Annotated in this window: 22 protein-coding genes and 1 pseudogene; 15 read left to right on the top strand and 8 right to left on the bottom strand. The window is 39.0% G+C overall.

Annotated features, from left to right (window positions below):
• Positions 1 to 77 precede the first annotated feature (77 nt).
• The 7 genes from ACK8HY_RS15305 to ACK8HY_RS15275 form a co-directional block, all read right to left on the bottom strand.
• Positions 78 to 542 carry a hypothetical protein gene (locus ACK8HY_RS15305; protein ID WP_077436954.1) on the bottom strand — a complete coding sequence of 155 codons (465 nt, stop codon included), beginning with the start codon at positions 540 to 542 and terminating at the stop codon, positions 78 to 80.
• Between the two features lie 10 nt (positions 543 to 552).
• Positions 553 to 1,029 carry a hypothetical protein gene (locus ACK8HY_RS15300; protein ID WP_416134153.1) on the bottom strand — a complete coding sequence of 159 codons (477 nt, stop codon included), beginning with the start codon at positions 1,027 to 1,029 and terminating at the stop codon, positions 553 to 555.
• A 145-nt stretch (positions 1,030 to 1,174) separates the two neighbouring features.
• Entirely contained in the window at positions 1,175 to 2,305 is a 1,131-nt protein-coding gene (locus ACK8HY_RS15295) for an SH3 domain-containing protein (RefSeq protein WP_416134152.1), read from the bottom strand.
• Positions 2,302 to 2,448, bottom strand: coding sequence for a hypothetical protein (locus tag ACK8HY_RS15290; protein ID WP_175992060.1), 147 nt, complete (start codon positions 2,446 to 2,448; stop codon positions 2,302 to 2,304). Before ACK8HY_RS15290 ends, ACK8HY_RS15295 begins: the two co-directional genes overlap by 4 nt.
• Before the next feature lie 11 nt (positions 2,449 to 2,459).
• Positions 2,460 to 3,242, bottom strand: coding sequence for a lysostaphin resistance A-like protein (locus ACK8HY_RS15285; protein ID WP_416134151.1), 783 nt, complete (start codon positions 3,240 to 3,242; stop codon positions 2,460 to 2,462).
• Between the two features lie 111 nt (positions 3,243 to 3,353).
• On the bottom strand, positions 3,354 to 3,806 hold the full coding sequence (locus ACK8HY_RS15280) for a LytTR family transcriptional regulator DNA-binding domain-containing protein (RefSeq protein WP_416134150.1): 453 nt from the start codon (positions 3,804 to 3,806) through the stop codon (positions 3,354 to 3,356).
• 8 nt (positions 3,807 to 3,814) lie between these two features.
• Complete coding sequence (locus tag ACK8HY_RS15275; RefSeq protein ID WP_416134149.1) at positions 3,815 to 4,393, bottom strand: hypothetical protein; 579 nt, start codon at positions 4,391 to 4,393, stop codon at positions 3,815 to 3,817.
• Positions 4,394 to 4,830: 437 nt separating this feature from the next.
• Between ACK8HY_RS15275 and ACK8HY_RS15270 the strand changes: the two genes are divergently transcribed.
• Genes ACK8HY_RS15270 through ACK8HY_RS15255 form a run of 4 tightly spaced genes read left to right on the top strand, consistent with a single transcriptional unit; the run spans position 4,831 to position 9,731 of the window.
• Positions 4,831 to 5,640: a hypothetical protein gene (locus ACK8HY_RS15270; RefSeq protein ID WP_077436948.1), complete on the top strand. Its 810-nt coding sequence runs from the start codon at positions 4,831 to 4,833 to the stop codon at positions 5,638 to 5,640.
• Positions 5,640 to 6,404, top strand: coding sequence for a methyltransferase domain-containing protein (locus tag ACK8HY_RS15265; protein WP_416134148.1), 765 nt, complete (start codon positions 5,640 to 5,642; stop codon positions 6,402 to 6,404). The genes ACK8HY_RS15270 and ACK8HY_RS15265 overlap by 1 nt, the downstream gene beginning before the upstream one ends.
• A gap of 10 nt (positions 6,405 to 6,414) precedes the next feature.
• Entirely contained in the window at positions 6,415 to 8,586 is a 2,172-nt protein-coding gene (locus tag ACK8HY_RS15260; protein WP_416134147.1) for a 7TM diverse intracellular signaling domain-containing protein, read from the top strand.
• Between the two features lie 59 nt (positions 8,587 to 8,645).
• Positions 8,646 to 9,731, top strand: a complete 1,086-nt coding sequence (locus ACK8HY_RS15255) for an ATP-binding protein (protein WP_416134146.1) — start codon at positions 8,646 to 8,648, stop codon at positions 9,729 to 9,731.
• Between the two features lie 25 nt (positions 9,732 to 9,756).
• On the opposite strand, the gene ACK8HY_RS15250 is transcribed toward ACK8HY_RS15255, so the two are convergent.
• Complete coding sequence (locus tag ACK8HY_RS15250; protein WP_077436944.1) at positions 9,757 to 10,221, bottom strand: response regulator; 465 nt, start codon at positions 10,219 to 10,221, stop codon at positions 9,757 to 9,759.
• A gap of 249 nt (positions 10,222 to 10,470) precedes the next feature.
• On the opposite strand from ACK8HY_RS15250, the gene ACK8HY_RS15245 reads away from it, so the two are divergent.
• From ACK8HY_RS15245 to ACK8HY_RS15195, 11 genes and pseudogenes are all read left to right on the top strand, one after another.
• Positions 10,471 to 10,944 (top strand): RNA polymerase sigma factor, encoded by a 474-nt coding sequence (locus ACK8HY_RS15245; protein WP_416134145.1) that lies wholly within the window; start codon positions 10,471 to 10,473, stop codon positions 10,942 to 10,944.
• On the top strand, positions 10,934 to 11,521 hold the full coding sequence (locus tag ACK8HY_RS15240; RefSeq protein WP_416134144.1) for a hypothetical protein: 588 nt from the start codon (positions 10,934 to 10,936) through the stop codon (positions 11,519 to 11,521). The genes ACK8HY_RS15245 and ACK8HY_RS15240 overlap by 11 nt, the downstream gene beginning before the upstream one ends.
• An 8-nt stretch (positions 11,522 to 11,529) precedes the next feature.
• The gene (locus tag ACK8HY_RS15235; protein ID WP_416134143.1) at positions 11,530 to 13,416 is read left to right on the top strand and encodes a serine hydrolase domain-containing protein; all 1,887 of its coding nucleotides are present in this window, start codon (positions 11,530 to 11,532) and stop codon (positions 13,414 to 13,416) included.
• Positions 13,417 to 13,517: 101 nt separating this feature from the next.
• Positions 13,518 to 13,943: a hypothetical protein gene (locus ACK8HY_RS15230; RefSeq protein ID WP_077436940.1), complete on the top strand. Its 426-nt coding sequence runs from the start codon at positions 13,518 to 13,520 to the stop codon at positions 13,941 to 13,943.
• Between the two features lie 535 nt (positions 13,944 to 14,478).
• Positions 14,479 to 15,324 (top strand): helix-turn-helix domain-containing protein, encoded by an 846-nt coding sequence (locus ACK8HY_RS15225; protein ID WP_416134142.1) that lies wholly within the window; start codon positions 14,479 to 14,481, stop codon positions 15,322 to 15,324.
• A gap of 268 nt (positions 15,325 to 15,592) precedes the next feature.
• A pseudogene (locus ACK8HY_RS15220) lies at positions 15,593 to 16,860 on the top strand (TCR/Tet family MFS transporter).
• Positions 16,861 to 17,520: 660 nt separating this feature from the next.
• Positions 17,521 to 17,700 (top strand): hypothetical protein, encoded by a 180-nt coding sequence (locus ACK8HY_RS15215; protein WP_416134141.1) that lies wholly within the window; start codon positions 17,521 to 17,523, stop codon positions 17,698 to 17,700.
• A 41-nt stretch (positions 17,701 to 17,741) separates the two neighbouring features.
• Complete coding sequence (locus ACK8HY_RS15210; protein ID WP_416134140.1) at positions 17,742 to 19,379, top strand: FISUMP domain-containing protein; 1,638 nt, start codon at positions 17,742 to 17,744, stop codon at positions 19,377 to 19,379.
• A 572-nt stretch (positions 19,380 to 19,951) separates the two neighbouring features.
• Positions 19,952 to 21,085 (top strand): tyrosine-type recombinase/integrase, encoded by a 1,134-nt coding sequence (locus ACK8HY_RS15205; RefSeq protein ID WP_416134139.1) that lies wholly within the window; start codon positions 19,952 to 19,954, stop codon positions 21,083 to 21,085.
• 150 nt (positions 21,086 to 21,235) lie between these two features.
• Positions 21,236 to 21,649 (top strand): hypothetical protein, encoded by a 414-nt coding sequence (locus ACK8HY_RS15200; RefSeq protein ID WP_416134138.1) that lies wholly within the window; start codon positions 21,236 to 21,238, stop codon positions 21,647 to 21,649.
• 26 nt (positions 21,650 to 21,675) lie between these two features.
• Positions 21,676 to 22,338, top strand: coding sequence for a hypothetical protein (locus ACK8HY_RS15195; protein WP_416134137.1), 663 nt, complete (start codon positions 21,676 to 21,678; stop codon positions 22,336 to 22,338).
• Positions 22,339 to 22,463 lie beyond the last annotated feature (125 nt).

Here is a 22,463-nt window from a genome sequence, read left to right as displayed (position 1 = left end):
ATCACATCCAATGATCCAGGCTCAAGTCATCGAACGAGCACTTAACGGCAAGGAAAAGAAGAATATAGTGGGAGGGGTTACATATTGAGCCTATAATTCAGTGGAATACTGAATCTAAGGGACACGGCAAATCCTTTCATCGGCCGATAATCTTTTTTGTCATTGATGGAAAAGCCATATCCAAAATCGAGATCTAAAAGTGTTGCCAAGCTGGCACCGATTTTCGGGGTAAAAGTATAAGGCGTCACTTCCGCACGTACAAATGGAGTCAGCACATAGGTTTGGGGATAATAGGTTAAAGCCGCTTCCGGGATAACCGCAAATTTCTTTTGAGTCCAGGTGAAGTTGGCTGTTGCATCTGCCCGCAAGATGTTATCACCTACAAATGGAAATGCAAAATAAGCTCCGGTTTTGATGATACTCCCTTTTTGGAACTGATAACTCAGGGTCGGACCGATCAAATGGTCCTGTGCTGCTGCCTTTTTTCCAAAAGCAAGCAAAATAACCATACAACCTAACCAAAGTATATTTTTATTTTGCATGACTCATCATTTAATAGAGATGAAAATTCAATGGTATATTCACTCCTATAGATACGGTAAGACCATCTATTGGCTTGAAATTTTTCTTTGTATTGTAATCAAAGCCATAACCTATACCCAGATCGACAATGGAAAATAAACTTGCGCCAACTTTAGGCGTAATCGTATAAGGAGTAAGCTCAGCCTTAACAAATGGGAACAGAACAAAGTCATTCAAATAATAGGTGAAGCCCACTTCCGGAATAACAGTTGTTTTGTTATCCATCCAACTGAAATTTGCACCAGCGTCTATTTTCATGTACTGAAAGTCGTTGGGTGCAAACAGCCCCCAACCGGAAACTTTTAGAAAATTGCCACTTTGGTACTGATATCCCACAGAAGGTCCCCATATCCATTTGTTATGCTCCTTCCAAGACCTATCCTGAGCCTTCAAGAAGAAGGATGAACAACATAGTGCGACAAATAACAGTAGGGTTTTTAATTTCATCCAGCTAAATTACAAACTATAATCTATTTTATGGAATACAACAGGCGCACTCCAGAATAGTTTTACTTAAAACCGAAAATAGTACCTATACGGGTTCGATACCCATAAATTTGTTGCGATAAGATTCCTATTTAGAAATACTATTTTAAGGTTCTAGCAACTTTATTCTGATAAATTGAGAGCGTTCGCTTAAAGAACCGTCTTCACCCCAGTAACCATTTACATGATTAGCCGCCGCATAGATATGTCCATCTTTTCCCCAAAATAATAATTCCTCTTTCCAACTTGGCATCCATTCTTTAAAACTTACTGAAATCAGTGGGCTCACTTTCCCTTGTTTCACGTGGAAGAGTTGCAGGTCACCCGTCGATTCATAGGGATCAGCATGCAAAGTCATCAGATATTTTTTGTCCACGGAAAAGAAAGGATAATCGCCACATTCCACAATAAGATGCCCGTCCTTTCGGTCAAAAAGCCGTACATCAGCACTTTCCCAATAGTTTCCCGCAACGGCAAAGGCATTCAGGAAATCGTAATGCCCCATGTAGGAATAGCGAGCTTCCGATTCATTGTCTATATCCTTATCTGTAAACGTCAATGTTTTCCCGTTTGTCAGTGGTAACTCCAAAACGTCCCCGTTTTTGCTATAAGACAATGTATCCTTAATCAGATAATTTTTGGCTGTATTTCGGGCGGCTAGAAAAGCCTGCTCATCGATCAATTCCACAAAAAGATACTTATCCAATGGATGCCCTTTTTCGTAATAGCTTTCCTTTCCGTTCACCGTCTGCGAGACAATGATATTTAGATCCTTAGGTGAGATTGTAATTTTATCCTGTTTGCCCAGTTTAGATTTTTCCACATATACTTTTTCCCATTGTGTTACATCAATGGCTTCGCCGTTAGCCCCTTTATAATCCCGTTGAATACGATCCATCACAGCAATCCAACCGCCCTCCTCACCGATTACATCCAGTTTGGTACCATAAGGATACTTTCCAAGTGCCGGAGCACTTTCATCAGCGCCCTGGCGTAACACCACACCAGCACGGTCGACCACATAGAGGTTTTTCAAGACTTTTGTCTGATCGTAGTTGATCGGCAATGGAGGAAATTTCTCCGCCACAGCAGTATCCTTGACTGCGACCGAATCCATTTGAGTAGAATCTCCCTTTTGGGTATCCGTCTTCTTCGATTGGTCACCGCAGCCTGACATTCCGATGGAAATAGTCCCGCCGATTAGCAAACACAGGGGTAAAAATAGCAGTCTTTTCATAAGGGTGAAGATAGCGATTCCCCTGCCGAAAAAAAATACTGGTATTCAGGGGTTCTTACCTCCCGGTATAAATATGAAAAAGCCAACAGGTTTGGTTCATCGCTATTTTGAGTAACGGCCACCGCAATTATTGTCTTTTTCATTCACAATAATTTTAGCTTTTTCGCCAAAGCGTCTTACGATTCACCTGAAGACCGTTGTGCATTCTTTTTGCCTTAATTACTGTCCATGTGATAACGATCGCGATCGTCAAAAAGCGGAAGATATTCGCGTACCAGTTTCCGGCGGCAGTATCATCGACATTAAAGAGCATCCAAGCCAGATTCATCAGGATATGTAAAGCAATGGGAACCCAGATATTAAACTTCCATTCGGTATACAACCAGCCAAACAATACCGATCCTAAAAATGTTGTCGTGAAAATGAGCGCCAATTCCATCGGATCCTGACTTTGATATAAATGTAATAACGCAAATACGAAAGACGTCGCCAGAATAGCGGGTATAAAACCCAAGCGTGTATAACGGTAAACAAGACCAAAAAAATAAGCCCTAAAGATAAGCTCTTCAAAAAATCCAGCAGATACAGTATTAATCATCAAAGAATTGAAATCAGGTTCTTTGATCAAGGAAAACTTAAATGCATACCCGATAAACATCGGGAGTGTTGCCAACACACCGATAGCTAGCCCCGATATTAATGATCCATTCAAACCAAATTTAGAAATCAGGCTGTCTTGAACTTTTGGACGAAGTAAAAGCGCTCCTACAAGCAGAGGGAGTAAGCTAAGTCCATAGGTTGATATATGCCCCAAGGTTCTGTTGTGAAAGATGCTGGTCATTTTGGAATGGACAGAAGCAAAGAATAATTGATCCAAACCAAAGTAAACCCCGAAAAACAAAAACAAAACAAATAAATTCAAATTTGTGCGATTCATAACTTTTTGGGACAAAACTAAAGGACAATCTCAGAATTGACAAAAGTAAGTGGCGGATAGCAAAGATTAGGGACGAATGGCAAACAGCAGCTTAGAACTAATTAAGCAAGATTATTTCACTAAGTAGGACTTTACCGAAAGAAGCATCGAACGGGACACAAAGGCATTCTCCTCCATACCCTCGAAACGCAATAGAAATCCTTGCGCATTGCCCTCTTTGCTCAATATCCTATCGAAGTTAACCAGATATGATCTATGGCAACGGTGGATATTTGCATCTGTCAGCAACGCGGCTAGCTTCCCTAGTGTAATACGGACGATCTCTTTTTTTACCCTATTATCTTCGTACAAATAGACTATGCAATAATTATCCATGGATTTGGCAAATATAAAATCCTGTCGACCAAAATATAAATGCTGGCTTCCATTGGCAACACAAACAATAGCATTGGTACCAGAAATAAGAGCATGCTGATCCGTTAAACCTATCCGTATTGGAGAAGCAGGCTTCTGAAAGATGGCGTTCGATATATGCAGTTCAGGTAAGTTCGCCTGTATCGGCAAAACAGCGTCTAGAGAAACAGGATCTGGAGAAACAGAGGAGAGAGAGAGACAGAGTTTGACAGATGCTCATCAAGTAAGCTTTTCGGCACCAGAGAGGCCGGTCTCTGAGGCGCAGAGCTCGATACCGACGTAGTCGGCTTAGCCCGATTTATATGTAAACTTGCTAAAAAATAGATCAGCCCAATGGGCACATAGAGAGATAGGGTATAAAGCCCCATATATACGAGGTTAATCCATTGCATGGGGACTTGACTAACAATCAAACTATTATACAGAAAATTCAATATTGAAGCTGATACATATACCAATAGCATGCGTACCAATTCCTTTCGCATGGTCCATTCACTCCCCCAGGATAATACAAAAGAAGCCAATAGATAAGAAAAAGCGAAAATAGCCCCATAACCGGCCAATAGTAGGTACTTGCTGGAATCTTCAAAATTGTAAGTGCCAAAAGGCTGAAAAATAATTAAAAAAAGATAACAGGATACCCCCAACAAAGAAGCATACCCCAGCGAAGTCCGGAAAGAAAATATCACCGTGACCATCAATTGTCTATACCTTATCCATGGTGTTGTATTGATCATAATCAGCGACAATTTACTAAAATTTTATCGTTTCATATCGTACTTTTCGGTCGCACAGAGACTTTCAAGCCAATTATAGTGATTACAACGCATAAGCTGACAGAGCATATATACCGAAAAACCCAACTCCATCGAAGATCTGCCATGGCGGACTTACTCGCTGTTTATGGTAATCCACCTAAAGAGCTAGGGCTGCTCGGTAGCCCCCTCCAAAAATTCCTTACTCAACTGTCAAAGACAGAACCTACCCATAACAATAGTTTACAAAACGTTGATATAGCAATCATAGACCCGTTTAAGTCACCTCTTGGATGGTTTCTCTCTGAAATATGGTATTTTGTAAAAGAGAGATCATAAATCGGATTATTTGAAGGGCCGATAAACAGCTTTGCTTTTTATTGATTAGTTTTGTGTTTCAACGATAAATTAGCATTTCGGTGGCATTATTATTCAACGAAGGACGTCCGGTAGTTAGACTAAGAGCATTTCGTGCTATCGACGATCCCAAAACCTGTGAACGTTTTATAGAAGGGCATGCCCATGTCTTGACAGCAATCGGTGTCAAGAAAGTTACTTCATCCAAAAATGACTGGATGTATAATCCTGCATCTTTCGTACTTATTGTAGAGTCACTTGATGGCGAGAAAGTATATGGCGGAGTCCGGATACATGCCGCTGGAGGGAGTGAGCCGCTACCGATAGAACAGGCTACAGGCGCTATGGATGCACGTATCTACGATTTAGTATACGATTATGCTCTTCACGGTACCGGAGAGGGCTGTGGTCTATGGAACTCCCGTGAGATTGCAGGTTATGGTATCGGCAGTATCTTCCTCACAAGGGCCGGAGCAGCAATCAGTACACAGATCGGGATCAAGTCACTGTTTGCTTTATGCGCTCCGTATACGGTTAAACTAGCTGAGAGTGTAGGCTATCGAATAGATACCAGCGTCGGTAACAACGGGACTTTTTACTATCCCAAGTTGGATCTATTGGCAACAGTTATGATTATGAGAAATCTGGACACATTGACAGAAGCGGATCAGGAAAACAGGGCGGCAATATTTTCACTCCGAAACAACTCCAATATCGTCCGGATTGAAACCCTGCGAAATAAAGAGATTGAAATTCACTATCAAATCGACATTCCCCACCTAGACCGTTGGGATCTTGATGAAGTCATAAAAAATTTGCAACACACATCCGCGGATCTCAAAGTAGATCATCGTAATCTAAATATTTTGTAATGGAAACTAAACACTATGGGGCCGGTTATCTACAGGACACCGGAGACTTTCTTAAGCAACTAAAAATACATTCCTATAGCCCTTTCCACACCATTAAAGGGGGGCTTGTTACCGATCTTGGATGTGGTACCGGGATGGACGCCATTAACCTTGCAAATATGTTGGGAAGTGCTGTACAGATCGTTGGCGTGGATCACGACGCTGCGTTGATAGAGCATGCTAAGTCAAGCAGTAAAGATATCCCCAATGTTCGTTTTGTACAAGGGGAGGTATACCAGCTCGATTTTGAGGATGAAAGTGTATCGGGCGTACGGATGGAACGCCTTGTTCAGCATCTGACGGCTCCGCAGGACATGTTTCGCGAGGTTTATCGCATCTTGCGTAAAGCTCAGCCCTTGGTTATCGTAGAGACCATCTGGAATAGTCTGACTTTTTACACGCAACATGTAAATATTGAAACGAAGATATGTCATTATCTGACCGAAGAAAAAGTCAACAACGGCTGGGCAGGTAATAAGCTTACCGCTGATCTCCTTGCCAATGGATTTCAACAGGTTCAATTGCAAACATTCAATATGGTTGCACGTTCTAGGGAAGAAGCTAACCGTTATTTATTTTTGGACAGAATACTATTGGAAATGTTCGAAAAAGGTAAATTAAGTCAAGCTGAATATGATGCTTTTCAGCATACGCTGAATCAATTGGATGAATCGGGCTGTTTTTTGGTTTCCATGAATTTAGTAATCGCGCAAGCAGAAAAATAGTATCCTAAAGATGAAGTGCTGGTTTCTACTGTTCTGTCTATTTATAGGCGCATATTTACCCACACATGCCAAGCTGAGCGTCGACGATCCTGGGCAACGGCTGCTGGTCGGACATTCGCTTGCACGCTATACTGGCCCCGAAAACTCAGACTTTTCGACAGTGTCATCTTCTTCAGCCTTTCAATCCTTGAATAGGGATGTCCCTAATCTCGGGACATCGCCAAATGCCATATGGTTACGACTACCGATCAAAAATAATACCCAACAAGATTTAGATTTTCTTTTAGAAATTGCCTATCCGTTATTGGACGAGATTGAATTATACAGTCCTTCCGAAAATGGCGCTTATCAATCCATAAAGTTAGGAGAACATCAAAATTTTTCCAGCCGGAAATATAAGGTCGCCAATTATGTCTTTGACATCCATCTGCCCAGAAAGTCTGAAAAGGTATTCTTTCTTCGTATTAAAAGTACTGAGCAGGTTATTTTACCCATTTATCTGAGCAGCAAGCGCCAATTTGTGAGACAGATGAATAGCGATAGTCTCCTGAGTGGTATTTATATCGGGATTGTATTCATTATGGCGATCTACAACCTTTTTCTGTTCTTTTCCGTACGGGAGAGAGGTTACCTTTATTACGTATTATATGTCGCCTGCGCCGGGATCACCCAAATGGGTATCAAAGGTTACAGTTTTCAATATTTATGGCCTTCCTGGCCCTATTTTGCAACCAAAGGCCCCATTATTTTCGGTTGTCTGTCCGGGCTTTTCGCGTTGCTCTTTGCTGGTTCATTTCTTCGGTTATCAAAGAATGCTCCTCGATCAAGGCCTATCATCACCATTTTTATAGCGTTCTTTGTATCGGGTACAATTCTGGCATTGATTGGTCAGACACAACTAGCATTTTTCGTGATGCAAGTGACTACTGGAGCCGGCTCACTGTTTGTCCTTTATCTATCTTACCGCATCATGATAAGCGGCTATAAACCGGCCAAATACTTTGTCTATGGCTGGACAGTGCTCCTCCTGGGATCTGTTGTATTTTTGTTAAAGGATTATGGCATACTAGATTATAACAACTTTACAAGCAATGCGGTACAGATTGCTTCCGTGATCGAAATGGCTTTACTTTCGTTTGGTCTGGCTTACAGTATCAATATACTGAAACAGGAAAATGAAGAGGCCTATAACCGGGAATTGGCGATTTCTCAAGAAAATGCGCGACTTATTAGTGAACAGAATGTAATATTGGAACAGAAGGTCGGGGAACGGACGCGGGAACTAACAGAATCCAATACCTCATTGCAGACCACACTGGAGCACCTCAAAGAAGCCCAGTCGCAACTTGTCGAAGCTGAAAAAATGGCTTCCCTAGGACAGCTGACCGCGGGAGTTGCCCACGAGATCAATAACCCAATAAACTTTGTTACGGCTAATATTACCCCGCTCAAACGTGATATCAATATGATCTGGGCAACGTTGGACGAAGTCGAACGTATTGCATTTAACCCAGATATTTCCGATAACGAAAAACAAGTACAGATCAAAAAATTTAAAGATGATCTAGATATTGACTATCTAAAGACCGAGGTAGATTTTCTACTGCAAGGAATGGGTGACGGGGCTCATCGCACAGCAGAAATTGTAAAAAGTTTACGTATCTTTTCCCGTGTCGACGAAGACACATTAAAATTTGCCGATATCAATGAAGGGCTGGCCTCTACCTTGGTGATCCTGAACAGTTTGATAAACAATTCGATCGAAGTGGAAAAGAATTATGGTAATCTACCAAGGGTAGAATGCTACGCAGGAAAATTGAATCAGGTATTTATGAATATTATCACTAATGCCGTGTATGCCATAAATAAAAAATTCGCTGATGACAGCGGCGGAAAATTAAGTATCGAAACGGGAGTTACAGCGGATGAATCCGGTATTTTTGTTAAAATTGCAGACAATGGTATCGGTATTCCGGAAAACATTCGGGATCGAATTTTTGAACCTTTTTTCACGACTAAAGATGTCGGCGAAGGAACAGGCTTAGGCATGTCCATTGCTTATAATACCATTGCTAAACATCATGGTAAGATTATTGTGGAATCGGAAGAGGGGGAGGGTACAGCTTTTACATTGCACATTCCTATACAACAAAGGGATTGGCACCAAAATAACCCCGAATAGTTCGATAAATTATCATTAATTTCGTTCATTTTTGGGAAGATAAACCAGATAATAAAATTATGCAGCAGGAGCTTGAAATATTATATATTGATGATGAGGCTAATAACTTGGTTGGTTTTAAAGCAAATTTTAGATACGATTATGTCATTCATACCGCATCGAATACTGCCGAAGCCGAAAAAATACTTCTTTCCAATCCGAATATCCGTGTGATCTTTTGCGATCAGCGCATGCCGGGAGAACTGGGAATAGATTTTCTCCACCGCATCAAAAAGGATTATCCGAAGCCAATCCGCATTTTATTGACAGCCTATGCTGACATGAATACGGTTATCGATGCGATCAATAAGGGGCATATATTCCGCTTTGTTCGCAAACCTTGGATGGAGGAAGAAATTATCTCAGCGATCGAAGAAGCCAACAAATTTTATGTTGCAAATTCGCTATTGGAAACGAGGAACCAAGAACTGCAGAAAGCATATGACGAACTGGATAAGTTTGCCTATAGCGTGAGTCATGATTTACGTGATCCACTGACAGGTGTTCTCTCCGCTGTCAAACTCGGGCTGGAATTTGACAATATAGACCGTATCCATGAGTTACTTAGCCTCATGGATAGTTCACTGGTCAGCCTAGATGCCTACATCGATAGCCTTCGGGACTATTATCTCTTGCGAAGAGGCGAACTGATGTTATCTGAAATTAATTTTGACGAGCTTTTTGCCAATGTTAGACAATTCTATAATATGTATACACAAAATAAGGAGGTAACATTCGATATTCATGTGGAACAGAAAGAACCCTTCTATTGCGATAAAGCCATACTGGAATTGATTTTACATAACCTGCTATCTAACGCGTTCAAATATCAGCAAAAGGAGCATACGAATCCTTTCGTCAAATTATCCGTTGATGTCTCAGACCAACAGGCGACTATTATCGTGAGTGATAATGGTATTGGAATTTCGCCTGAACATATTAGCGATATTTTCAAACTATTTTTTAGAGGCAGCGATCAGGCCAAGGGAATGGGATTTGGCTTATACAATGTACAAAATGCACTAATCAAGTTACAAGGGACGATCGATGTGCAATCACCGGCAAATACAGGCACAACATTTACGGTTAAGATACCGAGCAAATAAGAACTGCTATCCTAAAATACAATTCTTAGGATAGCAATTTTTGACGTAGCATAAACTCCAATTGATCATTAGACGTTTCGAGCTGCGCATTTGTTTCTATTATTTTTTGTCGTTCTGTATACACTTCATAGGCACGTTGAATCGTTTGATCGAGTTCCGTCTCGCTCCAGGGTTTATTGAGGTAATGAAATATCTTTCCTTTATTGACAGCATCGACTACCGCCGCCATATCAGCATAACCTGTTAAAAGTATACGCATTGGTGCGGCGTCAATTTTTATGATTTCTTCCAAAAACTCCACGCCCGTCATTTCAGGCATCCGCTGGTCAGTGATAATAATATCAATGGGATTGCTTTTGACAAGTTCTATCGCTTTAGCACCACTGATAGCGGTAAACACGTTATATTTTAATCGAAATGTCGCTTTAAAGGAAAATAGATTATTTTCCTCATCGTCGACATACAATATCGAAATCTTCTTGTTTTCCATAAGCTTATTGTCTCCGATGCAAATTTACGGAATAAATTTTCTGATTAAGTAACGGGAAAGTAGTTTTTATAGCCTTGCTCTTGCCTTGCCATACCTTTTCATTAAAACGAAAAATCCTACAACGTATTTGCGAATTTTTTCTGAAAAAATTTTTAAGCAATGAGATAACCCATACGGAAGTATAAGGCTTTGTAATAGATTTGAAAATAATTTGTAACATTTTATCGCTTCCTGTATTTATCTCTTATAATGGAATTTGAATATCTATATAAAAATTATTCAAGCAAAATATTTAGAGTTTGCTTGGGGTATTTTAATGATGTTGAAAAGGCAAAAGATGTGATGCAAGATACATTTATTACAGTATTCACGCACATGGATGAACTGACACATCATGAGAATATCCCGGGCTGGATATATAGAATTGCAAGCAATAAATGCCTGAGACAAATAGAAAACGAAAAGAAAAAAGAACTTATTAAAGATTATGGATTTTTAAGATCCAACGAAGTAGATCCCTATATGGAGGAGAAAACCCTTGTTAAACTCCATCAATGTATAGCTGATCTGCCCAAATTGGATAGACTTATCATAGGCTTTTTTCTAGAGGACCTGAAACAGGAAAAGATTGCTGAAATATTGGGAATTACGCATTCTAATGTCCGGGTGAGGATGCATAGGATAAAAGAAGTTTTGTCAAAAAAAATGAAAGATGATGAATAATGACCTAACAGCCTTAAAGAAAGTTTGGCAGACAGCCGAAACAGATACGGATAAAAATCTCAAAGAATTCCACCAGGAATTGCGTCGCTGGAGAAAAAAAAAGAAAAGGGCAGTATTCTTCTGGAGTATTTCAGTTATCCTATTTTCCAGTATTTCCCTCGGCTACATCATCTATACGGATGAATTGAACAGCATTTCTAAAAGTATCTCCGAAATAATTGTACTCTTGATCTCTGTTTATCTTTTCAGTTATTCCTGGCAAAAGATCAATAAGGAGCGAAAGGAGTATTTGTCAAACAGTATTGATTTTATAAGGACCCTATCAGCTATCTACTGGGAGCAGAAGCGTCAAGAGCTGAACATATTCTCTATTGGAGCGACTCTTTTTTTCATTGCGGTTTTTCTCTATTGGTTAGACTACTTAGATAATTCATCATCTCTAATATTTTCACTATCAACTCTGCTAATTCTTACCCTCACTATATGGCTGATAATTAAGCCTCTCCTTTGGAAAAGGGCAAAAATCAAGAACCAGACATTGTCGGCCAAAATAGCTCAAGTCCTTAAGCATGATTAAAAAATTTTATGCCTACGTTCGATTATCACCCAATGGCGGAGGATGTCAGACTAGGTCCATTCAGTTTAAAAACTCACCTCTTTTTATCGGACATGAAAGTTTTCCTACTTACTATATTTATTTCCCTGTCTTTATTTGTCATTGGCCAGCCCATACAAAATAAGATAGACCATCTTCTGAAAAAAGAAGCGCTATCAGGAGCCGTTTTTTCGGTTGTGAACAATGGTCATATTACATGCTATAGTTCTGGGTTAAAAAATATGGAGACCCACGAACCTATGCTTAAAAATACCAAGATACATGTAGGTTCAATAACCAAAACTTTTCTTGCGATGGGCGTTTTGCGACTGGCCACGGAAAATCGGCTCGATCTGGATGATCCAATCAAGAAATATCTGAAAGATTTACCCATGAACAACCCCTGGGAGAGCTCACATCCTGTCACAATTAAACATTTACTTAATCATACCGCTGGTCTTTCCGACATTCGGCTGTGGCATTTTTTTAGCACAGAAGTTAGTCCCCAAACACCATTAAAGGAATTTTACAGAAGAAATCCCCAGGTATTGGATATACATGTTTTACCAGGAACGTTGTTCTCCTATTCTAATATGGGATACACTCTATTGGGAATGCTGATAGAAAGTGTTGTGAAGGAACCTTACGAAAACTATCTTGACAAGAATCTCCTGCAGCCTATTGGACTACACAACAGTACATTTCACTTCACTTCCCAAAAGGAAGATAAAGAACTGGCGATGGGACATTTGGATAATGGCCGGCCCACCTTTGCCATGCCAATCTATGTGCGTCCGGCAGGTCAATTCACAACTACTGCTCAGGATATGGGAACTTTTTTGGAATTTGTTCTCAACGAGGGGCGGTTAGATGGTAAAGAATTCATCAGAAGCGAATTTATTAAACAATTTGGACACCCCGAACAGACCATTGCCGCAAAGAACGGGCTGAAGCTCGGTTACGCCTTTGGCGCTTTATCCAGAGATCGCCATGCTGTAATCGGAATTGTTCATTCGGGGAATACAATCGGCTTTCGGGCAATGTATTACATTTTCCCAAAGGAGAAAAAAGCTTTCTTTATAGCCCATAATATGGACAGTGAAACAGCAGACTATGAGGTGTTTAACCAAGCCTTGATCGATAATTTGCATATACATCCGATGCGGGCAACCGTTCCTTCAAAAAAAGAAACAGCCCCCACTCTGTGGGACTCGGACCGAAACGGATACTATGTGCCCGTAATTACAAAGATTTATCCCATGGAACTTTTGGATATCATCAGCTCTTATACCTTGGTAGAAAATCACAAAACGGCTATTTCGATAAAACCCTTCCTTAAGAAAGAAACACTCATAACAGCCGACGATAGTCAGCTCTATATTGCCCAAAATAAGACAGAAGCTTCGCATTTATTCTATCGGGATGAACATGGGGAGTCATATCTTACGACAGGCATAATGACTTTAAAAAAAGTGAACGGTTGGAAAATCGTATTACTGGCACTTTCTATTACGCTTGGAGCGCTGGCAGCCTCCGTCCTGTTGTTACTTTTCATGTTTAATATGTATAAAAAGAAGTGTAACCATTTCAGATCAGCAGAAGTTCCCTGTTCAATTGCTTTATTATTACTTGTGTTTTCGGGGCTTATCGTATTCAGCAATGATATTACCCAGATAGGGAATAAATCTTTTTCAGCGATCCTGTTGTACGGTGCAACAATTTTATTTCCTGTGGGAACTTTCACATCCATTATACAATACGGATTGAACCTAAAAAAAAGCATTAAACGCTTTGATTTTTGGCTAGTTGTCCTGGTTGCCCAATGCCTGATAACACTTTGGTGTTATCATGTAATCCCTTTTGCAACATGGGAATAATGGTCTTTAGATACGGATAAAACAAGTCCCGTTTTGTAAGGTGGGACTTTTATGGACAGCTGTTTCTTTAGTTTTGAATCTCTAATTAAAAATAGAATAAAATGAAAAAGACAAATTTAAAAGTTAGGTTTAGTAGTGCTTTGATCATTATTTTTGCGTTGATATCTTTCGTTGGTTGCAGCAAAGATAAGGATGACAACCCTGGTTCAGATAGTGGCTCCATCGATGTGGCAATAGGTACATATAAGGGTACCTATAGTATTGGAACTGTCAATCATTTTAATGCTGTTCTGATTGTTACGAAAGTAGATAATAATCGACTTAAATTTGTAGCCAAATCGGGGGAGCCGTATTCAAATGTTGCAACTAAAACAATCCAAGCAAAAGCAGATGTACCGGGATTGGTGGATGGGCATGATTCACAAGGGCAATTTACTTACAAAACAGCAGAAAAAGACCTAACTTTAGTTGCAAATGCAACATCGTCATCAGAATTTGCTTATAGTTTTGAAGGACAAAAACAATAGCTTACAATCTGAAGTGCAGATCTATCTTACTAAAGAATTTGTTGTGTAATATATTTTACGCAGCAAATTCTTTTTTCCAGTTAATTTCAAACCATTTAAATTAATTTTGTAGAGATGTCTGGATTTATGGAGTACATTGATGTAAAGTTAACCGGACAATTGGCTTTTAACGAGTTAAAAAAAAACAATTATTTCTGCTTATTTATATCCCGTTATGAACTTAGCTTGGCTATTTATTTATTTTTTTGGCGTTAGCATCTCGTTATTTCTTTTTCTGTTACTCCTTACCAAAAAACGGAAAAATGTTGCAGACAAAATTTTAGCATCTTGGCTTTTTTTTGCTTTTTTTGACCTTATTCTCATAGGGCTTTATGGCTCGGGCGAAATACAAAAAATACCAAAGCTAATTGGCTGGGAATTGCCATTTCCATATCTACATGGCCCATTTTTATACTTATATATTGTTTTTATAAGTGGCCAACAGAAATATACATGGCATTATTTGTTTCATTTTATTCCTGCTGTTGTAATAGCTATGGTGTTAGTTTTTTTATTGCCTGTTGCAATTGTTACCACAAAAGGATACTATCATGTTGCACCTGAATTTGACCTTGTGTTTTTGATAATGGAATCCGGTCTTATGATTTCAGGAGCTACATATATTATTTTATCTACGATCCTTTTATATCGACACAAGCGAAACATTAAAGCACAGTTTTCCAATACCAACAAAATTACGCTGAACTGGATGCAATATCTTGTTTTCGGAATGGGGGTTATCTGGGCAATTGTAATAACGGTACAGATCCCCCCAGTCTTATTTATAGGGATAACACTATTTATTTTTTTTATCGGATATTTTGGGATCCGACAGGTCGGTATCTTTTCAAATGCATTGTCGACACATGAAGTGCTTCTTCCCAAAGAGATTGAGCGAACTTCAAATCCACTGTATACTGCTGCTGTTGATAAGGAGGAAAAATCTGATAGAATTAAATATGAAAAAACAAGGTTAGAAGATACCGAGAGGAACAGAATTTACGCTGAGCTTACCCAGTTGATGGAAGATAAGAAATGTTACCAAAATCCAGATTTGACATTAGGTGATCTGGCAATCCTCCTGACTATTCCACCCGGTTCACTTTCTCAGGTCATAAATTCGATAGAAGGCAAGAATTTCTATGACTACGTCAATTCATTTAGGGTGGAGACATTCAAACAAATAGTCCTAATACCAGAAAATCGAAAATATAATTTAGTGTCATTGGCATTTGAATGTGGATTCAGTTCCAAAACAAGTTTTTATCGGAACTTTAAAAAGGTTACGAATATGTCACCAAGTGATTATCTACGGCAAAACAATATCATTGCTACGATTTAAATAATTTGAATAGGCTTTTAAAGCAACTATACTATAACGATCTTCATTAATACAAGTAGCTGGAATAATAACACTTGCCCTTGGAAAAGATCGGGCGGCCAATTTGCTAGGAGATTTTGGTCTGTTTATCCGACATCTACAATGAGATTCCAGCGAGAAAAACTAAAAATTTTACAACTCTTTTCCATAATTCTGTAATAACACAAGGTGCTAGTATACTGACCTTTACTGCGTATAAATTGAACAACATAATTTCCAATAGACAAAAATGGCTAAATTATTCAATTATAAATCAGGTGTTACTAAAACGGAACCAGGAACGAAACTGTACAACGCTGCCCTAGTATTTATTTTTATTACCATCACGATCGACGCCATTGGTTTTGGGCTAATCATGCCTATTATGCCCAGACTCATTTCGGAGCTAAGAAACGTTTCCATTGGTCAGGCAAGTATTTGGGGTGGCTATCTACTTACGGTATATGCCATTATGCAATTTATCTTTTCGCCGTTGGTAGGAAATCTGAGCGACATGTATGGAAGGCGACCGGTAATACTTATTTCATTACTTGGTTTTTTTGCCGACTATTTATTGCTTGCTTGGCGCACACGTACACGCTGCTAGTTATTGGAAGGGTGCTCTCCGGCATTACCGGAGCCAGTTTTACAGTGGCTACCGCTTACGTAGCCGACATAAGCACGGATGAAAATCGCACAAAAAATTTTGGCGTGATAGGGGCCGCTTTTGGTTTGGGTTTTGTTGTAGGACCTGCTCTTGGCGGATTGCTTTCCGTATGGGGATTACGTGCGCCTTTTTATGCTGCGGCCTTACTTTGTTTTTTAAATTTCCTACTCGGTTATTTTGTTCTTCCCGAATCCTTAAAACCCGAAAATCGCCGACCTTTTGATTGGAAAAATGCCAATCCCATTGGTTCGCTAAAGCTGTTTGTAAAATATCCTGCAATCTTTGGATTAGTAGTTTGCTTTTTCGTTTTTAATATAGCCGGTTATGCCGGGCAAAGCACTTGGAGCTTTTTTGTCATGGATCAATTTGACTGGACAGAAGTGCAAGTAGGTATTTCGTTAGCCATACTAGGTGGTATGATAGGTTTGGTACAGGGGGTGCTTATTCGTTACACGACCCCTCGATTGGGGAATGAAAAAAGTGTGTACCTCGGTTTGCTTTTGTATGCCATAGGTATGGTACTTTTTGCCGTTGCCACCCAGGGTTGGATGCTTTATGTGTTTTTAATACCTTACTGTCTTGGAGGCATAGCCTATCCCGCTTTGCAATCGCTCATCACGGCACAAGTGCCATCCAATGAACAAGGTGCACTACAAGGCGGTATAAATAGTGTATTGAGCCTTACCGCAATCTTTGGTCCTTTGCTAATGACCCAAACTTTCTATTATTTCAGCCACAAAAAAGCACCCATATATTTTCCCGGTTCAGCCTTTATCCTTGGCGCTTTGTTGATGTTGTTCAGTCTGTTATTGGCATATTATTATTTGCATTATAGAAAAAGAAGGCGATAATTTCTCCATGAACAAAAAGCCGTCCTACTTATGTAAAACGGTTTTTCTATAAGTGACCTCTATTTTCCGATTTTTTTATTGCTTGTAGTTCAACTGTTAAAGAGACTGAGGCTCTTTACAACACGGTTGAAAATTTTAGAAGTTGATCACAAGACGGATGGAAGTATCACCAATGATACATTGATATTTAAGAAGGCTGAATACTTTATTGAAAAAGGAGGCTTAGAAATAGCAAAAGCCCTTTTTATTCAGGTATGGTAATGCAAGAACGGAATACGATTCAACTATGACGTATTAAAGAGAAGCTTAATCTTATGTAATAAAAATGATGCAAGGGCCTTCTCAGAAAGGAAAAACTGAAAGCGACGGTAACCGGACCTTACACGCTTATAAATAATTTTTATAACTCTTGTAATAATTCTTGAAACTATATCGGTCCCGATTCTTCCTAATTTTGAAAATGTTAATAGTAAGTATTGATCTTGCAAGCAGGATTCAAAGATCTTAATCACTGAAATGTATATGTTGACGGAGGAAACATGTTTGACTGTCATTCTATAAAATAGGAATTATTCTTTTAAGCAAACACCTTTTTGGCAAATTACATTGTTTAGATGACTTGTTAATCCTAAAAAATTACTAACATAAAAAATAACGGTCATGGTAAAGAATCATAAAAGAAAAAAACTCTATTTAACCCCTAAAATTGAAATTACAATAATTGCAATGGAAGAAGGTATAGCAGCTGGATCTGCAAATATACAGCCTGGGGATAATACAGGTTCGGTCAAAAGCGAATGGGAAACTGCCGACGATAACAACAGCAATATGGGCTGGTAAGTCTTGTAAGCTGACTTTTTATTAAATCAACATGAAATTGTATGTTAAAAAATAGTATAAAATATTCAAGTTTGTTACTGGCATTTATAATCAGTTTAGGTGCCTGTAAAAAAGAACAGGGTGATACGTTACCGAAAGGTAAAGCAGCTATTCGTGTAAATTTATCGGGTGCCGAGTTTGATCAAGGTGGCGTGATTGGCTCCAAAGCTTCTACAGGTAGTACTGCATCTACATCGCAGCGTCAGGTAGTGGCTATTAGTAAGGAGTTAAGTATGGTCACTGAGCTTGTCCCTGCCTCCCAGAGGGAGACCGTTCGTAAAAACGCTTCGGTAGATGGGAAGCGGGCTGCTGTGGTTCAAGAAGACTTACCCGCAAATGTTAAATACAAAGTAGCGGTGTATGATGCCGCTGAAAACTATGTGACGGAGCGTGATTATACCCGTGGCCAAGAAAGCAGTACTGAGGCCCTGATCCTGAACGGTGGTGAAAACTATACGTTTATAGCTTATTCGGTAGGAAGTACTTCTGTATTGCCTGCTATCACTTTTTCAGATGCGAACAATAAGACCTTGGCCGGGTCTAGTGTAATGGATGTGAATGCGGACTCGACTGATCTCATGTATTTCCGAAAGGATATGCAATTGGTGAGTGATGCAGACAACCACCTGGAAGTCGTGCTAAAGCATCAGTTTAGCGAGATCACAACGAAAGTAGATGCTTCGGCCACCGGTTATAATATCGTTGATATCCGGGGAGGAATTTATGACCATTATGCGCAGGCAGACATTGCTTTACAGGACGCTGCGATTACGCGAAAAGGTACTGTAGGCGAAGCAGGACTTGATTTTTCAGGTCTAAATACCATGGTCGTGAATGCTGCTCCCCGAAAACTCAATGCCAACACGACGACCGGAATGTTACACTTTTCAGGTTTCGCCATCGGTGAGATTAGAGTCACAAATCTGACAGCTCTGGAAAACCTGAGTATTACCCCCGGGGTGAAGTATAATCTCAACCTCACCATTGTTCCCAATGATATTTACCTGACCTATCAGGGACAATCGGCGGCCCGCATCAATGGCAAGATATGGATGCGCCATAATTTGGGTGCGAATACAGATGTTAATCCCGACCTGGATCCCGTGATTTCCTCTTTGGGGGGGAATTTTTACCAATTTGGACGTTCGGCCGTGGTTGCAAATGCAAGTAGCTCCGAAAATGCGATTTCAAACTGGAATACGACCGCCGCACCAGCTAATGCCTGGAACAGCGGCACAACAACTACACCGCAGAAGACAGCCAATGATCCCTGCCCAAGCGGTTACCGTATCCCAAGTAAGAATGAATATGACCAATTGCTTCAGGATATGAGCGTAAGCAACAATAGTGGTACTTGGGGGACCACAAGTGCCAACGTAGCCTATGGGCCAGCTAAAATACTAACCAGTAAGCGAAATCGTTCGGTAATACTAACTTTTCCGGCTTCCGGTTTCCGTGATAGCAGAGATGGTAAATGGGCGTGGCGCGGAGGAAGCGGACCGTTCTGGACTTCTGAGCGTACAACAGTGGATCAGGTTTATAGATTATCAATCCTTCGGGACATCGCCACAGTGCGTAACACAGCGAATGTTGGACATACAGCTGTCTCAGGATATTCGGTACGCTGTATTGCCGAATAAGAGAGGAATTTTGGAACACTGGAATTAAATGCCCTAGCAGCCAATGAATGTGATATGCAGAACGGAATTTTTCAGGATACCGGAATTCTATACCCCTCTTGCTAAGGATGTTAAACAGTCCTAATGTTATAGCTTCTCAAAAGACAATAAAGTCATTTTGAAGTATTATATTCATATCGTTGATTTTTATTTACTACCTGTATATTGGTTTGCAATATGCAGGTAGTTATTCTTCAACAATTAGCTATAGCTCGAACGCTATCAGGTATATTAAAGCAGTCTTTTGGGTCCTATTACTTATACTTTGTGACGGTTTTACGTGAAGTTCAACAAAAAACTATGCAAAACACACCGTTTTGAGGGATTTCAAAACGCATGGGGTATAATTCCCTAAACTACCCTAAAAACGAAAAAAGCCATCCTACTAAGTAAAACGGCTTTTTTAGATAGTGACCCCGCTGAGGCTCGAACTCAGGACCCACAGATTAAGAGTGTACCGGCTATACCCACTAGAGCACGTTTAAAAGCGCTTTTTTCTATTTTTCGTCTTGCTGAGACAAAAGTGAGACACAATGAGTGATTATTCAGTCAAAATCAAAAGATCAGATGATTTAAAAAAAAGAGTATTTATTTCAATTTGCCTAAATGGGAAAAGAACAAAGGAATACACAGGACTAAAAATAGGCTTAGATATTAAACCTAACTATGCTACATCGGTTTATGAAAGAGATAAACAATTACAAGTATTAGAGTATGAATTTAGGAAGGCTATTGACATTGGGAATTATCCGCCAACTTCTGAAATTAACCACACATTTGTTGAAGAAGAGGTATCTATAAGAAAAGCATTTCAGAGCGCCTTAAATCAAAAATTAATTTCGAATTTAAATATTCGTTATAAACAAAACTTGACAAAAGTTCACTCCGCATTTATCAGTTACCTTGGGGAAGAAAATTTAGATAATCCAATCTCCACTTTAAAGGTGCAAGAGGTTCAGAATTTCCTCAATCAATTTCAAAGTTCAAATACCTATTATATGGACAAAAGAAGAGATCTAGGAGTTTTATTGTCCAAAATCAACAACCTGTATGATTTAAATATTAATCTGATTAAGAAAACAGAAAGAAGAAAACCTAAGAGTGTTTTACATCAGACCTACGATGAAAAACAAATCCATTTAGTATTAAACTATTTAAAAAAAGCACACGAAAATCTTTACTTGTGTTGCTTGCTTAGTTATGGTTGCTTTCTGAGACCACATATTGAAGTTCGTAAGCTAAAGGGACGACATTTTAAAAATGATTTCAGTGAAATCCACCTCTCAGGAGAAGAAAACAAAAGTGGGAGAGTTCGGGTCACGCCTATACCCAAATATGTCAAAGAAGCCATAATAGAAAGAGCTAGGAAACTTTTACCTAATCAAAACCTATTTACAGGAACCGCAGATTATTTTAATGAAAATTATTTTAGCAAAGCTTGGTCGAGGCAGGCAAAGAAAATGAGAGAATTAGGTTTATTAAGTGAAAATCAAACCATTTATTCTTTTAGACACACCGCTGCCATAAATGTATATAAGAAAACCAAAGATCTTCATATACTCCAACAACTGTTAGGTCATTCTGATATGATTGTAACGCTTAAATACCTGCGTGGATTAGGTGTTCATAATGCGGATGAATTGAAACATGTGATGCCTGAACTATAGTGTCCGAGACATAGAAATTATTTATTATACCCCCTAATAAAAATCGTGTCTCAATCAAAATGAAAATCAGCCCATTTCCCTTTGTGGGGATGGGCTTTTTCATTTTATAAAAACTCGAAATTTATCTATTTTCAACAAATTAATTTTTACATGAAAGAAATAGATAAAGATGCTGTCCAGTACATGGAATTGGCATACAATATACCCGAAGTAAACCTACAGGATTTAAACATATATTACAATTTTGAAAAATATCTAGACAAGGGGATAAAGGTTCTAGGATTCGAAGTAAAACGGATCATTCCTTATCAAACAATCGTAAATGGTGTTCCTATTCCTCACGATGACTGTAATATTCAAAAACGTCTTACAATACTCTATTATGATAAAACCTATGATGAACTAAGTGATGATGAAAAAGCAAGGATCGATTATATACTGGAAGATATGACAGTAATTGCCCATTGTTACGTTGAAATGAATGGAAAAATTTTTATAGCTACCTCCATCACCACGATAACGTTTCTAAAGACGATAGTTACAAATCAAAGAAGCATCATTTAGAAATCCAAAAAAGCTTTTTAAGCGATATGCTTACATTGATTGAAATGACAGATAACAAGGCTAACTCCCATTCACTTTTTAGACTAGTTGACGAATATGGGGCTGTTGATACCACAAAAACCATTAAAATTGAAGGCATTGAGCAGAACAATATTTCGAAGTATTTATTACAGCTTAAATTCGATGCTTGGATCGATCGGTATAAACCTCTAGAGTTGATAGAGGCTTATAATAAAAGTATTGGAAAAACTTATCAATATGGCATTGATGAGGTGCCTATGGATAAATATTCGGATCAATTGGCCACTATCACAAACCAAGCTGTTATTTATCTCTACATAACCCATGAAATGAAACCGAATCTATCTTTTGATTATATTTCCAAACTATATCATCATATCGAAACCAATTTTCCAAATTTTAAAGCAACCTCAGTGCTTAATCATTTTAATAAAATCATCGTCACGGCAATAAACAAATATCTGGAGAATGATCTCAATTCTGATGACAGGAAATACAAAGTCAAAAACAAAGATCTATTTCTGTTTTCAATTCTAGCACTCTTTAATTTAATTCCAAAAGATAATCCTAACATACAATTGACTGGTAAGCAATCAGCTAAAGAGGATTACATAAAAGAATTACTGAGAGCGAAGCCTGATAAATATTTTGTGGGGAGTTCAAAATGAAGTAAAATTTAGCCCACAAACGATTCTTCTGACTTTTGTTGTGTCCGAAAGGGATAACACTTGAACAATAAGGCGCCAAAGTTTAAGTGGTCAAACGAACTGGGATGACATAACAGATTAAAATT

The sequence above is a fragment of the Sphingobacterium sp. NGMCC 1.201703 genome (genome assembly GCF_047784615.1).
Taxonomy (GTDB): domain Bacteria; phylum Bacteroidota; class Bacteroidia; order Sphingobacteriales; family Sphingobacteriaceae; genus Sphingobacterium.
The sequence above is the reverse complement of the archived record's forward strand: the minus strand, read 5'-3'. Positions and strand labels throughout refer to the sequence as shown.

What these genes read in the sequence shown, in the direction of transcription:
- ACK8HY_RS15305 (WP_077436954.1), bottom strand. Translation starts at nt 542, where the DNA reads ATGCAAAATAAAAATATACTTTGGTTAGGTTGTATGGTTATTTTGCTT.
- ACK8HY_RS15300 (WP_416134153.1), bottom strand. Translation starts at nt 1,029, where the DNA reads ATGAAATTAAAAACCCTACTGTTATTTGTCGCACTATGTTGTTCATCC.
- ACK8HY_RS15295 (WP_416134152.1), bottom strand. Translation starts at nt 2,305, where the DNA reads ATGAAAAGACTGCTATTTTTACCCCTGTGTTTGCTAATCGGCGGGACT.
- ACK8HY_RS15290 (WP_175992060.1), bottom strand. Translation starts at nt 2,448, where the DNA reads ATGAAAAAGACAATAATTGCGGTGGCCGTTACTCAAAATAGCGATGAA.
- ACK8HY_RS15285 (WP_416134151.1), bottom strand. Translation starts at nt 3,242, where the DNA reads ATGAATCGCACAAATTTGAATTTATTTGTTTTGTTTTTGTTTTTCGGG.
- ACK8HY_RS15275 (WP_416134149.1), bottom strand. Translation starts at nt 4,393, where the DNA reads ATGATCAATACAACACCATGGATAAGGTATAGACAATTGATGGTCACG.
- ACK8HY_RS15265 (WP_416134148.1), top strand. Translation starts at nt 5,640, where the DNA reads ATGGAAACTAAACACTATGGGGCCGGTTATCTACAGGACACCGGAGAC.
- ACK8HY_RS15260 (WP_416134147.1), top strand. Translation starts at nt 6,415, where the DNA reads ATGAAGTGCTGGTTTCTACTGTTCTGTCTATTTATAGGCGCATATTTA.
- ACK8HY_RS15255 (WP_416134146.1), top strand. Translation starts at nt 8,646, where the DNA reads ATGCAGCAGGAGCTTGAAATATTATATATTGATGATGAGGCTAATAAC.
- ACK8HY_RS15250 (WP_077436944.1), bottom strand. Translation starts at nt 10,221, where the DNA reads ATGGAAAACAAGAAGATTTCGATATTGTATGTCGACGATGAGGAAAAT.
- ACK8HY_RS15245 (WP_416134145.1), top strand. Translation starts at nt 10,471, where the DNA reads ATGGAATTTGAATATCTATATAAAAATTATTCAAGCAAAATATTTAGA.
- ACK8HY_RS15240 (WP_416134144.1), top strand. Translation starts at nt 10,934, where the DNA reads ATGATGAATAATGACCTAACAGCCTTAAAGAAAGTTTGGCAGACAGCC.
- ACK8HY_RS15235 (WP_416134143.1), top strand. Translation starts at nt 11,530, where the DNA reads ATGCCTACGTTCGATTATCACCCAATGGCGGAGGATGTCAGACTAGGT.
- ACK8HY_RS15230 (WP_077436940.1), top strand. Translation starts at nt 13,518, where the DNA reads ATGAAAAAGACAAATTTAAAAGTTAGGTTTAGTAGTGCTTTGATCATT.
- ACK8HY_RS15225 (WP_416134142.1), top strand. Translation starts at nt 14,479, where the DNA reads ATGGTGTTAGTTTTTTTATTGCCTGTTGCAATTGTTACCACAAAAGGA.
- ACK8HY_RS15215 (WP_416134141.1), top strand. Translation starts at nt 17,521, where the DNA reads ATGGTAAAGAATCATAAAAGAAAAAAACTCTATTTAACCCCTAAAATT.
- ACK8HY_RS15210 (WP_416134140.1), top strand. Translation starts at nt 17,742, where the DNA reads ATGTTAAAAAATAGTATAAAATATTCAAGTTTGTTACTGGCATTTATA.
- ACK8HY_RS15205 (WP_416134139.1), top strand. Translation starts at nt 19,952, where the DNA reads ATGAGTGATTATTCAGTCAAAATCAAAAGATCAGATGATTTAAAAAAA.
- ACK8HY_RS15200 (WP_416134138.1), top strand. Translation starts at nt 21,236, where the DNA reads ATGAAAGAAATAGATAAAGATGCTGTCCAGTACATGGAATTGGCATAC.
- ACK8HY_RS15195 (WP_416134137.1), top strand. Translation starts at nt 21,676, where the DNA reads ATGCTTACATTGATTGAAATGACAGATAACAAGGCTAACTCCCATTCA.